The organism is Natrinema soli (assembly GCF_028618695.1).
The window spans coordinates 1-14,594 of the sequence record NZ_JAQIVI010000838.1; the positions used below are offsets into that span (position 1 = coordinate 1).

At 63.7% G+C, this 14,594-nt stretch carries 14 protein-coding genes and 1 pseudogene; 10 read left to right on the forward strand and 5 right to left on the reverse strand.

All coding sequences use genetic code 11. The annotated features are described in order from the left end of the window. Positions 1-658 (forward strand): isopentenyl phosphate kinase (locus PGX04_RS33755; protein WP_273742460.1); only part of this gene is annotated, 658 nt, incomplete at its 5' end. Between the two features lie 39 nt (positions 659-697). Here the strand turns inward: PGX04_RS33755 and PGX04_RS33760 are convergent. Continuing rightward, entirely contained in the window at positions 698-2,236 is a 1,539-nt protein-coding gene (locus tag PGX04_RS33760; RefSeq protein WP_273742461.1) for a TrkH family potassium uptake protein, read from the reverse strand. Between the two features lie 136 nt (positions 2,237-2,372). Here PGX04_RS33760 and PGX04_RS33765 point away from each other — a divergent pair, with 136 nt between their 5' ends. From PGX04_RS33765 to PGX04_RS33780, 4 genes are all read left to right on the forward strand, one after another. Further along, positions 2,373-2,618 carry a hypothetical protein gene (locus tag PGX04_RS33765; protein WP_273742462.1) on the forward strand — a complete coding sequence of 82 codons (246 nt, stop codon included), beginning with the start codon at positions 2,373-2,375 and terminating at the stop codon, positions 2,616-2,618. A gap of 144 nt (positions 2,619-2,762) precedes the next feature. Further along, positions 2,763-3,449, forward strand: a complete 687-nt coding sequence (locus PGX04_RS33770) for a potassium channel family protein (RefSeq protein WP_273742463.1) — start codon at positions 2,763-2,765, stop codon at positions 3,447-3,449. Positions 3,450-3,576: 127 nt separating this feature from the next. Further along, complete coding sequence (locus PGX04_RS33775; RefSeq protein WP_273742464.1) at positions 3,577-5,127, forward strand: TrkH family potassium uptake protein; 1,551 nt, start codon at positions 3,577-3,579, stop codon at positions 5,125-5,127. Continuing rightward, a complete protein-coding gene (locus PGX04_RS33780; protein WP_273742465.1) occupies positions 5,124-5,327 on the forward strand; it encodes a hypothetical protein in 204 nt (67 codons plus the stop codon). Before PGX04_RS33775 ends, PGX04_RS33780 begins: the two co-directional genes overlap by 4 nt. 51 nt (positions 5,328-5,378) lie before the next feature. On the opposite strand, the gene trkA is transcribed toward PGX04_RS33780, so the two are convergent. After that, a complete protein-coding gene (gene trkA, locus PGX04_RS33785; protein ID WP_273742466.1) occupies positions 5,379-6,710 on the reverse strand; it encodes a Trk system potassium transporter TrkA in 1,332 nt (443 codons plus the stop codon). Positions 6,711-7,073: 363 nt separating this feature from the next. Between trkA and PGX04_RS33790 the strand changes: the two genes are divergently transcribed. The 4 genes from PGX04_RS33790 to PGX04_RS33805 all read left to right on the forward strand — a co-directional run bounded on the left by PGX04_RS33790 (position 7,074) and on the right by PGX04_RS33805 (position 12,212). Further along, complete coding sequence (locus PGX04_RS33790) at positions 7,074-8,426, forward strand: ribonuclease J (protein WP_273742467.1); 1,353 nt, start codon at positions 7,074-7,076, stop codon at positions 8,424-8,426. 1 nt (position 8,427) lies between these two features. After that, positions 8,428-9,480: a geranylfarnesyl diphosphate synthase gene (idsA3, locus tag PGX04_RS33795; protein ID WP_273742468.1), complete on the forward strand. Its 1,053-nt coding sequence runs from the start codon at positions 8,428-8,430 to the stop codon at positions 9,478-9,480. A 136-nt stretch (positions 9,481-9,616) separates the two neighbouring features. Then, positions 9,617-10,318: a DUF8159 domain-containing protein gene (locus PGX04_RS33800; protein ID WP_273742469.1), complete on the forward strand. Its 702-nt coding sequence runs from the start codon at positions 9,617-9,619 to the stop codon at positions 10,316-10,318. 127 nt (positions 10,319-10,445) lie between these two features. Next, entirely contained in the window at positions 10,446-12,212 is a 1,767-nt protein-coding gene (locus tag PGX04_RS33805; RefSeq protein ID WP_273742470.1) for a glutamate--tRNA ligase, read from the forward strand. Positions 12,213-12,285: 73 nt separating this feature from the next. Here the strand turns inward: PGX04_RS33805 and PGX04_RS33810 are convergent, their stop codons facing one another. Both PGX04_RS33810 and PGX04_RS33815 read right to left on the reverse strand, forming a co-directional pair. Then, entirely contained in the window at positions 12,286-12,456 is a 171-nt protein-coding gene (locus PGX04_RS33810) for a DUF8014 family protein (protein WP_273742471.1), read from the reverse strand. A gap of 44 nt (positions 12,457-12,500) precedes the next feature. Next, positions 12,501-12,986: a DUF456 domain-containing protein gene (locus PGX04_RS33815; RefSeq protein ID WP_273742472.1), complete on the reverse strand. Its 486-nt coding sequence runs from the start codon at positions 12,984-12,986 to the stop codon at positions 12,501-12,503. Positions 12,987-13,160: 174 nt separating this feature from the next. On the opposite strand from PGX04_RS33815, the gene PGX04_RS33820 reads away from it, so the two are divergent. Further along, on the forward strand, positions 13,161-13,901 hold the full coding sequence (locus tag PGX04_RS33820; RefSeq protein WP_273742473.1) for an SDR family NAD(P)-dependent oxidoreductase: 741 nt from the start codon (positions 13,161-13,163) through the stop codon (positions 13,899-13,901). A 369-nt stretch (positions 13,902-14,270) separates the two neighbouring features. Here PGX04_RS33820 and PGX04_RS33825 read toward each other — a convergent pair. Then, positions 14,271-14,594 (reverse strand): annotated as a pseudogene (locus PGX04_RS33825) (tRNA(Met) cytidine acetyltransferase TmcA); the annotation flags it as partial.

Genomic DNA, 14,594 nt, shown 5'->3' on the forward strand with positions numbered 1-14,594 from the left:
GGCGGACGCGATCGCGGCGGCGCTCGAGGCGGGGCTCGACGATCTCGTCGTCGTCCACGGCGGCGGAAGCTTCGGCCACTACAACGCCAGCGAGCGCGGCGTCAGTACGACCGAGGGAACGCACGACGCGAGTGCAGTGCTAGACATCCACGGGGCGATGAAAACGCTGAACCAGTTCGTTCTGAGTCGATTGCTCGAGCGGGACGTCGACGCGGTACCGGTCCATCCGTTTTCGGCGGCTCATCGCGATCGCGAGGGCCAACTCGATCTGGCGACTGGGCAGATCGAAACGATGCTCGAGGAAGGGTTCGTTCCCGTCCTTCACGGTGACGTGATCGCCCACGCCGGCGCGGGTGCGACGGTGATCAGCGGCGACGAACTCGTGGCGGTACTCGCTCGCGACCTCGCCGCGGATCGGGTCGGTCTCTGCTCGACGGTTCCCGGCGTGCTGGACGAAGACAACGCGGTGATCGACCGAATCGACGACTTCGACGCGGTGGCCGCGGTGCTCGGGGCCAGCGACGCGACCGACGTCACCGGCGGGATGGCCGGGAAGGTCCGAACGCTGCTCGATCTCGATGCAGAGGCGTCGATTTTCGGCCTCGACGCGCTCGAGTCGTTCCTCGACGGCGAGAATCCGGGGACGACGATTGATTGAAGGCGATACAGAAGACGGAAGGGAACTACCGCGCTCCTCTCAGCGGGTCCAGAACCCACCGGTGAACATGACGAGCACCGGAATTATCTCGAGGCGGCCGATCCACATCAGGAAGATCATCAGGAGTTTCGAACTCATCGGAAACGCGAGGTAGCTCCCGAAGGGGCCCAGCGAGCCGAACCCGGGACCGATGTTCCCGATCGTTGCCAGACTCGCGCTGAACGCCTCGAGCGGCGTCAGCGAGTAGCCGATTCGACTGGCATCGAGCGCGATGAGCAGCGCTGCGATGCCGAAGATGAAGAGGTACATAAAGGTGAATCCGAGCACGCCGCGAACGGCATCCTCGTCGACGACGTTGCCGCCGAGACGGATCGGCCGAACGACCTCGGGGTGGGAGGCGGTAAACAGCTCCCGGCGCAGGATCTTGAACACGATTAGCCACCGGACGACCTTGACGCCACCACCGGTCGAGCCGGCACAGCCGCCCACGAGCATGGCGAACAGAAGCACGATTTTGCCGGTCGAACTCCAGTCGACGAAGTCGCTGGTCGCGTACCCGGTCGAAGTCAACAGCGACGCGATCTGGAAGGCGCTCTGTCGCAGCGAGTTCTCGAATACACCTTCCGTCACGCCCCCGAGTTCCGCCAGCGCCGGGGCGGCACCGGTATAGAGAATGCCAGCGAGCACGGCAGTCAGTGCGACGATCGCACCGATGTAGGCTCGAAACTCGGAGTTGCGGACGAAGCGGTGTCTCTCGCCGCTGAAGACGTGCCAGAACAGGGCGAAGTTGGTCCCGGCGATGATCATGAACGGGATGGCGGTCCACTGAACGATCGCGGAGAACGCCGCGACGCTGTCGGCCTCGGGAGAGAACCCGCCCGTGGGAAGCGTCGTGAACCCGTGGGCGATGGCATTGTACAGACCCATGTTGGGGGCCATCCCCGCGAGGTGGAAGCCGTAGAGAATGGCGATGAAAGCGAGGGTGAACGCGAAGTAGACGAGCCAGAGGATGCGTGCCGTCTCGGCGATTCGCGGCGTCAGTTTCTGTAGCTGCGGTCCCGGCGCTTCAGACTCGACGAGCTGTGCGCCGCTGACCGCGAGTTCCGGCAAGATCGCGACCATCAGAACGATGATCCCCATCCCGCCGAGCCACTGGGTGAGCTGTCGCCACATCAGTATCGCGTGTGAATGTTGCTCGAGCGAGATCTCTCCGAGAACCGTCGCCCCGGTCGTGGTAAACCCGGACATCGACTCGAACAGGGCGTTGACGGGATGGGCGAGCGTCGATTCGGTGCCCCAACCCGCGAGTACGTACGGCACTGCGCCGATGATCGCCACTGCGAGCCACGAAATCGCGACGAAGAGCATCGCCTCCCGGACCTGCAGGTCGGGATCGGGACTGAGTCGCTCGAGGCCGTGGCCGACGGCGATCGTGAGGACGATCGTCGCGACGAACGGAAAGACGGGATCGCCGTAGATGAGCGCCACAACGAGCGGAAAGACGAGGGGGACGGAAAGATACTTAAGGACTGTTCCGACAAGCGCGAGGCTGGCACGCCAGTCAGTTCGGAGTCGCATAGAACACCCCATTTTCGCAGTCACGTCTGGGCACAGTATCTTATGGAATTTTGGCTGGATCGTATTAATCCATCGTAAGGCTCTCCACGCAGCTCTGAGACGAGGAATTATATACGAACTATGCGTACGATACTGTATGAGCGTTCGATTACCGAGCGTTCGCCATCCGCACTCGTTTTACGACGTGTTCGGCGTCATCAGTACTGCGGTGGCGATCATGGCCCTCGTTCTCGCTGTCCGGTACGGATCGGTCATCCGGCTAGAGATGGCTGTCTTCATGATGATCGTCTTCCTATGGGCCGGCTGGGCGATCGAACGGATTCTGGCGGAATCCAAAGCACGATCGAGACGGCGAGAGCGGCGAAAGCCTCCCTGGAAATGACGTCATCACGATAGCGACTCGTCGTTCGCAACCCGCGAATCGCTGGGAATCGACGGTCGCTTCGGTCTCGACACGAGTTGACAGCTGACGGTTGAGGTCGCCGAAACGATATATTTTCAATGGTTACGCAAGAAGGCCGATGCAATGTATATCGTGATCGTCGGTGCGGGCGATATCGGGATGCCGCTCATCGATATCGCGACCCAGACGGGTAACGAGGTCGTCGTCATCGAGAACGACGCCGAACGTGCTGACCGGGTCGCCGGTGAATACGACTGTCTGATTCTGAACGACGATGCGACGGCCCACGATGCGCTTCTGGACGCCGGAATCGAGAAGGCGGACGCCCTGATCAGCACGACCGACCGGGACGCGACCAACATCATGGTCTGTTTGCTCGGTCAGGAACACGAGGTCCCCACTATCGTGTCGGTGGTTCACGACCCCGAACACATGAACGTGTTCAGACAGATCGGCGTCAATACGATGGAAAACCCCCAAGAACTCATCGCTGAGTACCTCTATCGGTCGGTTGCTCGCCCGGCGATCGTCGACTACATGCGAATCGGGGAGGAAGCGGAAGTGTTCGAAATCCGGGTCAGCGAAAACGCACCGATCGACGGAAAGACTCTCATCGAGGCAGCTGACGGCGATCTCCTCCCCGAGGACGTCCTGATCGTTGCTATCGAACGCGAAGGGGAAGATCCACCGATCACGCCGCGGGGGAATACGCGTATCGAGGCCGGCGATTTACTCACCGTGTATTCGGCATTCGGGGCGGAACCGTCTCTCACGGACGTATTCGGCCACCCAGAAGACCGGTTGAAATGACGACCGAAACGAGCGGACGACAGCCACCCACCTGTCGGCCACGCCGGTCTGTATCGGACGGCATCATTCGAGCATACCGGCGGGATTTCAACGCACATATGCCCTCGAGTCGGGCAGTGAGCGACACATGAACGAGGCGATGGAAACGATCGGTCGGGATCTGGGTCGAATGCTCGAGGCACTGGCCGGCCTGCTATTCGTCTCGCTTCTCGTTCCGATCGTCTGGGGAGAATACTACGCGATTCCCGCACTGATCGTCTCCGGGCTGGTTCCGTTCGCCATCGGCTATTTCTTCACGACCAGGTTTCGGGACGCGACCAAACCCGGGAAGCTACACGGGATGATTATCGCTGCGGCAGGTTGGTTCTGCGTCGCGGTCTTCGGATCGTTGCCCTTCTATTTCATCGCGTGGACTGTCGAGTTTTCGCCGGCACTCCTGGGGACACCGTCCCAGACGACGACGCTCGCGGCGTTTACCGATCCGCTCAACGCGCTGTTCGAGAGCATGAGCGGTTTCACCGGAACGGGGCTGACGATGACCGACAACGAGGAGGTCCTGCCGCGGACCCTCCAGTGGTGGCGTTCGTTCATCGAGTGGATCGGCGGCGTGGGCGTGATCGTCCTCACGACGGCGATCCTCGCACGTCCCGGGAGCGGTTCGTTGACCCTGTACCAGAGCGAGGCGCGGTCGGAGCGGATCCATCCGAGCATCGTCTCCACCGTCCAGACGATCTGGTGGATCTTCATCCTCTTTACGTTCGTCTCGATCCTGCTGCTCTGGGCCGTCGGGATGCCGATATGGGGCGCGATCAACCACGGGATGACGGGCCTGTCGACCGGCGGGTTCTCGATCACCGACAACTCGATCGCCACCTACGACAGTGCGGCTATCGATTTCGCGCTGCTGCCAGTCATGCTGCTGGGCAGTATCGCGTTCCCGATTCACTATCTCATTCTGCAGGGTGATCTGCGGAACCTCTACGCAGACCTGCAGACCCGGTGGGTGTTCATTTACATGAGCCTCGGAACGCTCGCTCTCACCGCATTAGTGTACACCGGCGACACGTACGACTCCGTGTTCGCCGCGTTCCGCTACGGGTCGTTCCAGTTCGTCTCGGCCGCCACCTGTGCCGGTTTCCAGACCGCCGTCGACGCGACCAACGTGGCACTGGGACGCTGGCCGGCTCAGGCCCAACTCACCGTGACGTTCGGCATGATAGTCGGCGGTGCGGCCGGATCGACGGTCGGCGGAATCAAGCTGATCCGGGCGCTCACGCTGTTGAAGGGGATCAGGTTCCGGATTTCGGACGTGTTCTACCCCGAAACGGCCGTCCGGCGACTGAAAATCAACGGTCGCCGCCTCGACGAACGGGAAATGCGCCAGGAGTTCGAGGAAGCAGCGATCATCGCGTTCCTCTGGTTTGCCTTCCTTGGTATCGGCACGTTCGTGCTTCTCTTGCTACTCCCGCAGGGAGCGTACACGCTCGAGAACGTTCTCTTCGAAGTCGCCAGCGCACAGGGGAACGTCGGGCTCTCCACGGGAATCACTGGCCCCGAGTCGCTGCCGACGCTCGGCAAGGTCATGTTCCTCTTTAACATGTGGATCGGCCGTCTCGAGATCATTCCCGTTCTGGTGACGGTGCGAGCGGTCTTCCGCCGCGGAGGGGTCTACCGATGAGGGTCAGCGACCTCCCGGTCGTCGGCGACCTCCTCGAGTCGGGTGCCGAGGATCGAGTCTTCGATTCGCTCTTGCTCGTCGGCCCGCTTCTGATCCTCTTGATCGCCCTCGTTGGACGATCGTCCCTCACTACCGGGCTAGCGCTCTCCTATGTCAGTTTCTTCATCGCATACGTCCTCTACCGCGGTGTCCGCAACTAGGGATCGTTCGACTGCCTTCAGAAGGGAGAACACGAGCGGTCCCCTCGAGTCCTAGATCAGTTCGACGACCTCGTCGAGAGCGTCCGCGGCGACGAAGATGATCACGTGGTCGCCGGACTGAACGACCGTCGATCCGCGCGGCGTGATGTGCTCACCGTTCCGCGAAATCGCACCGATGACGACGCCCTCCGGAAGGTCGTTCGTCGCATCGACGATCTCTCGGCCGACGAGGACGCTCTCCGGGCCGACTTCGATCTCGATGACCTCCGCGAGGTCGTGCTCGAGCATCGCCACCTTCTCGGTGTTTTCCGTCCGGGTGAACCGGACGATTTCCTCCGCGGTTTCCTCGCGAGGGTTGATCGCGACGTCGACGCCGACGGTCTCGAAGAGGTCGGCGTACTCGGGGTTCTCGATGATCGCGACGGTGCGATCGACGCCGAGTCGATCGGCGAGCAGGGAGACGAGGAGGTTCTTCTCGTCGCTGTCGAGGGCGGCGATCACGACGTCGGCCTCGCCGACGTGCTCGCGGGCGAGGAACTCCTGATTGGTGGCGTCGCTCTCCATGACCATCGTGTTCGGGAGCGACTCGGCCACCTCGCGGGCCCGGTCGTGATCCCGTTCGATCAGCCGCGGACGGAAGCCGTGGTCCTCGAACTCCCGAGCGGTCTGATAGCCGATCTCGCTGGCGCCGACGATGACGACTTCCTCCGCTTCATCGGGCGCCATAGCGACTTCGTTGGCGAAGTCGTTGATCGAATCCGGGCTGCCGATCACGACGACCCGATCCCCGGCCCGAATAACGGTGTCACCTCTGGTGACGACCATCTCGTCGTCCCGGAAGATCGCGGCGAACGTGAGCGAATCGTAACAGTCGGCCTCGCTGACGGTCCGATCCGCGATCGGGCTGTCCACCGGGATGTCGAACTCGGCCATGCGAATGAGTCCGCCGGCGAACGTATCGACGTCGTGCGCGCTCGGCAATCCGGAAATCCGGAAGATAGCCTGGGCGGTCAAGAGGTCGGTACAGACCATAAAGTCGACGCCGAAGGCCCCCTTCGAGCCCTGCCACGTCTCGAGCAGCGTCCGGCGACGCACGCGTGCGATGGTGAACACGTCCGACGTGGCCTTCGCCGCGCCGCAGACGACCGCGTTCGTCTCGTCGTTGTCGGTACAGGCGATGACGAGACCCGCCTCCTCGAGTCCGGCTTCGCGAAGCGTCTCGAGGTCGGTACCGTCGCCGCGGATCGTGAGCACGTCGAGCGAGTACGTGAGTTCCTCGGTGACGTCGCCGTCGCGATCGACCAGGGCAACGTCGTGGGTTTCCTCCAGGTTGGCGGCGATCGAGCGGCCGACCTCGCCGGCCCCGACGATGATTACGTACACGACGGTCCCTCCGAAATCATAGCTATTGAAACCGATTTCGGGTCGACCGGCAAATGAATTGCGGTGTCAGAAGGAAACGGAGCGGGGCCCCAAAAGACGCTAAACCGGCGACACGGGCGGCGCCACGCCGGTCGTGAGAACCCACTGCGTTTTTAACACCCGGGCGTGTAGGTGGTACTAGCGAAACCCGCGGGCAAGTGCGTTCGGGGCTTGCGATGTCGCGAGCTATCGAAGACGGAACCGCCGTCGTACCGGGCGCATAGCGGGATGGCCGACGCGCTGCAAGACGCCGGGGCCGCACAACCGGGAGTCCGCGGACCGTTTCAGTGAGAGTCCAGACAGCGGCTTTCAGTACGAGGAACCATGGAAATCGAAATCGCAACCATCGGCGGCTACGAAGAAGTCGGACGGCAGATGACTGCCGTCCGCGCGGGCGACGACGTCGTTATCTTCGACATGGGCCTGAACCTCTCGCAGGTTCTGATCCACGACAACGTCGAAACCGAACGGATGCACAGTCTCGACCTGATCGATATGGGCGCTATCCCCGACGATCGGGTCATGAGCGACCTCGAGGGTGACGTGAAGGCCATCGTCCCGACGCACGGCCACCTCGACCACATCGGTGCCATCTCGAAGCTGGCCCACCGGTACAACGCGCCTGTCGTCGCGTCTCCGTTTACGATCGAGCTGGTCAAACAGCAGATCGAGGGCGAACAGAAGTTCGGCGTCGAGAACGACCTCATCAAGATGGACGCCGGCGAGACGATGTCGCTGGGCGACTCCGGCAAAGTCGAACTCGAGTTCGTCAACGTCACCCACTCGATCATCGACGCGATCAACCCCGTTCTCCACACGCCCGAAGGCGCGATCGTCTACGGGCTGGACAAGCGCATGGATCACACGCCGGTCATCGGCGATCCGATCGACATGGAGCGGTTCCGCGAGATCGGCCGCGAGGGCGAGGGCGTCCTCTGTTACATCGAGGACTGTACCAACGCGAACAAGAAGGGGCGAACCCCCTCCGAGAACGTCGCGCGCGAACACCTCCGGGACGTGCTCTACAGCATGGAGGACTACGACGGCGGCATCGTCGCCACCACCTTCTCGAGCCACATCGCTCGCGTGAAGTCGCTGGTGGAGTTCGCCGACGACATCGGCCGCCAGCCTGTGTTGCTGGGTCGGTCGATGGAGAAGTACTCGGGCACCGCGGAACGGCTGGACTTCATCGACTTCCCCTCCGATCTGGGGATGTTCGGCCACCGCAAGTCCGTCGACCGCACGTTCAAGCGGATCATGAACGAGGGCAAGGGCGACTACCTGCCGGTCGTCACCGGCCACCAGGGCGAGCCTCGCGCGATGCTCACCCGGATGGCCCGCGGCGAGACGCCGTACGAACTGGAAGACGGCGACAAGGTCGTCTTCTCCGCCCGCGTGATTCCGGAACCGACCAACGAGGGCCAGCGCTACCAGGCCGAGAAACTGCTCGGCATGCAGGGCGCACGGGTTTACGACGACATCCACGTCTCGGGCCACCTCAACCAGGAGGGTCACTACGAGATGCTCGACGCCCTCCAGCCCCAGCACGTCATCCCGGCCCACCAGGACATGAGCGGCTTCTCGAGCTACGTCAACCTCTGTGAGAGCGAAGGGTACAAGATGGGACGAGATCTCCACGTCACGCGCAACGGGAACCTCATCCAACTAGTCGACTGATATGACGAGTCCCGAGGCACGCGAAGAGGCGGTGCTCGAGGCGGTCCGGCAGCGCCGCGAGTTGGTTAACGACGCGATTCCCGAGGAGCTACCGATCCAGCGGCCCGAACGGCTCTACGAGGCATCCAGATACCTGCTGGACGCGGGCGGCAAGCGACTCCGCCCGACCGTCCTCCTGACGACGGCCGAGGCGCTGACCGACATCGACCCGCTCTCGGTGGAGTATCGGTCGTTCGCTCCGCTCGACGAGAGCGGTCCGGTCGACATGATGGCCGCCGCGGTCAGCGTCGAGGTCATCCAGTCGTTCACCCTGATTCACGACGACATCATGGACGACGACGACCTCCGCCGCGGCGTCCCCGCCGTCCACAAGGAGTACGACCTCGAGACGGCCATTCTCGCGGGCGATACGCTCTACTCGAAGGCCTTCGAGATCATGCTCGAGACGGGAGCGGAGCCCGACCGCATCGTCGATGCGCTCTCCGTCCTCGCCACCACCTGTACGGACATCTGCGAGGGCCAATCGCTGGACGTCACCTTCGAGGAGCGAGCCGACGTCTCGCCCGACGAGTACCTGGAGATGGTCGAACAGAAGACGGCCGTCTTGTACGCGGCCTCGGCCTGTCTTCCGGCAATCTTGCTCGGGGCCGACGACGAAACGATCGACGAACTCTACGGCTACGGACTGGACATCGGCCGCGCGTTCCAGATTCAGGACGACGTGCTCGATCTGACGGTCCCCAGCGAGGAACTCGGTAAACAGCGAGGGAGCGACCTCGTCGAGAACAAACAGACACTGATCACCGTCCACGCTCGCGAGCAGGGCGTCGACATCGACGGACTGGTCGACACCGACGACGTCGACGCGGTCACGGAGGCCGAGATCGACGAGGCGGTCGCCGAACTCGAGGCGGCCGGCTCGATCGCCTACGCGAACCAGACCGCCCAGGAACTGGTCGAACAAGGCAAGGAGCGACTCGAGGTCCTGCCGGACAACGAGGCGCGCGAACTCCTCTGTGAAATCGCTCATTACCTGATCGAGCGCGGCTACTGAACGGAGCCACGGACCCGGATTTGCAGTTTTTCCGCACGCTCGTCGCTCGAGCGGAGCGAAGCGGTCTCGCTTCCGTCAGGACTCAGCGCTCGATATCGTCCGGGTCTTTTTGCGGGTCCCACACCGAGCGAAGGACATGACCGACGACTCGCCCGACGTAACCGCTGCTCCCCCCTCGCGACGACGATTTCTCGGCGCGGCCGCGGCCGGCGGGACGACCGCACTCGCCGGCTGTGTCGGATCGCTGCTCGATACGTCCGATTCGAGCGGGAACGAGATCGAACCCGAAGAGCCGAGCGAGCCCCGGAAGGGGACGCCCGGCGAGTTCTATACGCTCGTCGAGCGAAACGATATCGCGGTCGAATCGCTCCAGTGGGACGAATCGGATCTGGTCCTCCGGTACGACTCGAGTGCCTCGACCGAATCGGAATCGACGACGGAGATCGAAGTCATCACGACCCTCTACAACGAGAACCTCGTGAAAAACGACGCCGAGGTCGACATGCTCTACGCGGAGGTCGCGGAGCCGTTCGACGGGCAGGCCTACGGCTGGGGCGTCAAGACCGAGTGGTGTGAGCAGTACAACGCGGCCGTCGCCGACAGCGAGGGTGGCGACAACGAGACCGGCAGTGATGGCGATGGGTCGACCGATGCGGAGGACGACACCGAGGAGTCCGACAGCTCCAACGAAACCGAGAGCGACGGCAACAGTACCGACACAACGGAGTCCGACAGCAGTAGTACCGAGGACGGCACGTCCTCGGTGAACCGGGCAGCGATGGTCCTCATGAGCAACGTCCTCAACACGCGGGTGTACGAGGACGACGTCGAGAACTGAGGACGCCGTTGAGAGTCCGAACCGGAACCGGATCAGCGGCTCAGGACGCCAAAGCTGGAGTCGAACACCGGCCGGACGAGACGGCGAATCGCGAAGGTTTTGGGACGGGCGCGACTACCGCTCGGTAATGAACGACGAGTTACGCGAGCGCGTTGAGCGCGAGGCCGAGAAGCACGCGCTATTGAACGCCGTGAAACACGAGAGCGACGCCGACGTCGGCGCGATCATGGGACCGTTGATGGGCGACAACCCCGACTTCCGCGAGCACGGCGACGAGATTCCGGGTATCGTCGGCGGCGTCGTGGGTCGAATGAACGATCTCTCGTACGCGGACAAGCGCGCTCGCCTCGAGGAACTCGCTCCCAAGGAACTCGCCGAGATCGAAGCCGAGGAAGAGGAAGACGAATACGACCTCCCTGACCTGCCCAACGCCGCGGAGCCGAGCTCCGCAAGCCCTGACTCGCAAGCTCGTCAGGACGCCGACGCCGACGACGAGATCCGGATGCGGTGTGCGCCGAACCCGAACGGCCCGTGGCACGTCGGCCACGCCCGGATGCCCGCCGTCATCGGCACCTATCGCGAGCGCTACGACGGCTGGTTCTGCGTGCGCTTCGACGACACCGACCCCGAGACCAAGCGGCCGGATCTCGAGGCCTACGACGCGATCCTCGAGGATCTCGACTACCTCGGCTTCGATCCGGACGCGACCTACAGGGCGAGCGACCGCCTCGAGACCTACTACGACCACGCCCGCGACCTGATCGAGATGGGCGGGGCCTACACCTGCTCGTGTTCGGGCGAGGAATTCTCGGAGCTGAAGAACTCGGGAGAGGCCTGTCCGCACCGAGAGAAGGACGAAGCGACCGTACTCGAGGAGTTCGAAGGGATGATCGACGGCGAGTACACCAGCGGCGAAATGGTCCTGCGGGTCAAGACCGACATCGAACACAAGAACCCGGCGCTGCGCGACTGGGTCGCCTTCCGCATGATCGACACGCCGCACCCCCGCGAGGAGGCCAGCGAGTACCGCTGCTGGCCGATGCTCGACTTCCAGTCGGGGGTCGACGACCACCTGCTCGAGATCACGCACATCATCCGTGGGATCGACCTCCAGGACTCCGCGAAGCGCCAGCGCTTCGTCTACGACTACTTCGACTGGGAGTACCCCGAGGTCATCCACTGGGGCCACGTCCAGCTCGACGACTACGACGTGAAGATGAGCACGTCGACCATCTCGGAACTGATCGACGACGGCGAACTCGACGGCTGGGACGACCCGCGAGCGCCGACGCTGAAGAGCCTGCGCCGGCGCGGCATCCGCGGCGAGGCCATCGTCGAGGCGATGACCGGGCTCGGCACCTCGACCACCGACGTCGACCTCGCGATGAGTTCGATCTACGCGAACAACCGCGACCTGATCGACGAGGAGACCGACCGCCGGTTCCTCGTCCGCGACGGCAACCAGATTCCCCTCGGCGGGAGCCCGCCCGAGGTGGGGACGCCGCCGCTCCATCCCAATCACGACGAACGCGGCGTCCGCGAGATCCCCGTCGGCGATTCGGTGATGCTCGAGCCCGAGGACCTTCCAGAACGCGAGGAGCGCATCTGGCTCAAGGGGTTGGGCTGCTTCCAGTTCACCCGTGACGTCCTCCAGTACACGGGCGAGGACATCGAGGTTGTCCGCGAGGGCGACGTGGACGTCGTCCACTGGGTGCCGGCCGACGAGCGCGTCCCCGTCCGCATGCGAACGATGGAGGGCGACGTTCGGGGGCACGCGGAACCGGGCGTCGGCGACCTCGAGAGCGATGAGATGGTCCAGTTCGAGCGGGTCGGCTTCGCGAGAATCGATCGGCACGACGAGGAGGAGACGGTCACATACTACGCGCATCCCTAAACGGTTCCGTCGCTCGTCGAGTGACCGTCCCCAAACCGATCAGTTCCCGGTTCGGTGCTCGCACGTCGGCGGATTACTCTTCCTCGAGCAACGCGTCCCCCCGCTCGGGATCCGGATCGGCCACGACGCCGTCCTGACGCCCCAGCACGCGGGCGTGGGCGGCGCAGACGAGTCGGTTCTCGTTCCAGGGGATATGCAACTCGACGGCGGCGGGGCGCTCGCAGTCGGCCTCGGAACACTCCATCTATTCGTGCCAATGTCACCCACGGCTTCAGTGTTTCCCCGGGATTACAGGAGGAAAACGGCCGCGAGGAATCCGAGCAGGATCGACACCGTCAGCAGGACCTGTACCGCCGTCGACGCGAGGATGCCGATCGTCGTGTAGACCGCTGATCGCGTGCTCCCCTCGAGTTCGCCGTTGCGAACGAACTCGAGGACGAAGACGGTGCCGAAGAGGCCGACGAGCAGCCCCAGCGGCCCGGTAACGACCATGAGGAGAATGCCGACGATGGCGGCGACGGCGGTCGTCAGCCACGAGGCACCGCCGGCCCGGGCGGCGATCGAGCCGCCGAAGAACTCGACGAGTGCGGTGATGACGGCGATGAACACGAGGACGGCGAACGTGAAGACGCTCAGTTCTGCGAAGCCAGAGCCCCACCAGTAGAGTCCGAGTCCGGCGAGCGAGAGGAGGCCGCTCGGGACCATGGGGACGACCGCCCCGACGATAGCTCCGACGAGCAACGCGATCGCGCCGACGGTAATGACATCCACCATACCAGTGGCGACGACGGACTGCGGCAAAGGCGTACCGACTGGAGTGTCGGGTTCCCTGTCGCTGGAACGAGTCTCGCGGGTTCGCTGATTGTCGGCAGAGTCGCGGATTACCGGCGGAGTCGGCCGCGAGCGAACAGCGAACGGTATACGTGTCAGGAACCGAACGTGTGGAATATGGCCAAACAGCGCGGAGCGATTATCGTCGGCGCATCGTCGGGCATCGGCGAAGCGCTGGCTCGTCGACTCGCCGACGACGGCTACGAGATCGGCATGGCGGCCCGGCGAACGGAACGGATGCAGCGGATCGGCGCGGACCTCCCGACGAAATCGTCCGTCGCGACGATGGACGTCACCGCGACCGAGGACGCTCGAGCCGGCTTTTTCGAGCTCGCCGAGGCGATGCCGTCGGTCGACCTCGTCGTCATCAGCGCCGGTACCGCGGCCCGCAATCGCGACCTCGAGTGGGAACCCGAGAAGCGAACGATCGACGTGAACGTCCGGAGTTTTACGGCCGTCGCGACGGCCGCGATGGAGTACTTCGAGCGGAATCCGGACCACGCGAGCGAGGCGGACGGCCACCTCGTGGGGCTCTCCTCGGTCGCGGCTCACGTCGGCAACGACGACGCGCCGGCGTACAACGCCTCGAAGGCCTACGTGTCGACCTACCTCGAGGGGTTGCGCTACCGACAGACCGATCGCGACGCCGACGTGACGATTACGACCATCGAACCGGGGTTCGTCGACACCGACCTCTCGATGGGTGGGTTCTGGGAGTGTTCGCCCGAGACGGCCGCCGAACAGATCGCTCGAGCGATCCGAAAGGAACGGAGACACGCTTACGTCACTCGGCGCTGGCGAGCTATCGCGTGGGTTCTCGATCTGGCTCCGGAAGCACTGCTTCGACGGCTGTCGTGAGGTCGACGCTCGAGGCGTGTTCAAGTGTACTAGCGAATGGAACGGTAGGTTACTGATGGGTCATTGGGTGAGACGAAGTGTCCTGCTATCGTGGCAACATGGAGAATCCACGCCCTCCCCAGCCGATTCGCTCAGTCACTTCGTTCCTTCGCTCATCCCTCGCACGGCTTCGAGCCGCGGTTCACCAGTGGTTCGCGGCTCCCTGCGGTCACCGCTCACATCGAGGCCTTCACTTCGTTCAGGCCTCGCAGTTCACCGCGGCACAGCGTGCGCCACCGCATACCAACTGATCAGTTTGGTGTGATACGACGGTACGGTATACTGAACATCTCCCTTGCGTTTCTCCCATCGATTGCAGCGAGATCGAAATTACCCATCGACGAATCGCTCCCGGACCTCGAGCGCCGCGTCCGTCCCGTAGTGATCGACGAGCGGACGGAACGCGTCGCCGAGCGCCCGCATACACTGTCCCGACGAGTGGTACTCGAGCCGTTCGGCGACGGTCTCCGCGTCCCGTCCCTGGAGGGCGCGCGAGACGAGCAGCCGTTCCTCGCGGCCGGTCAGATCGACGGTGGCGGGGTCGTCGACGAAGTATCGCACGACGAGGCTCCTGAACGGGCCGGGATCGACGTCGAACAGCCCCGGTCCGTAGGCGGCACCCGCGACGACGCGCCACTCGTGGTCGGTCAGCGC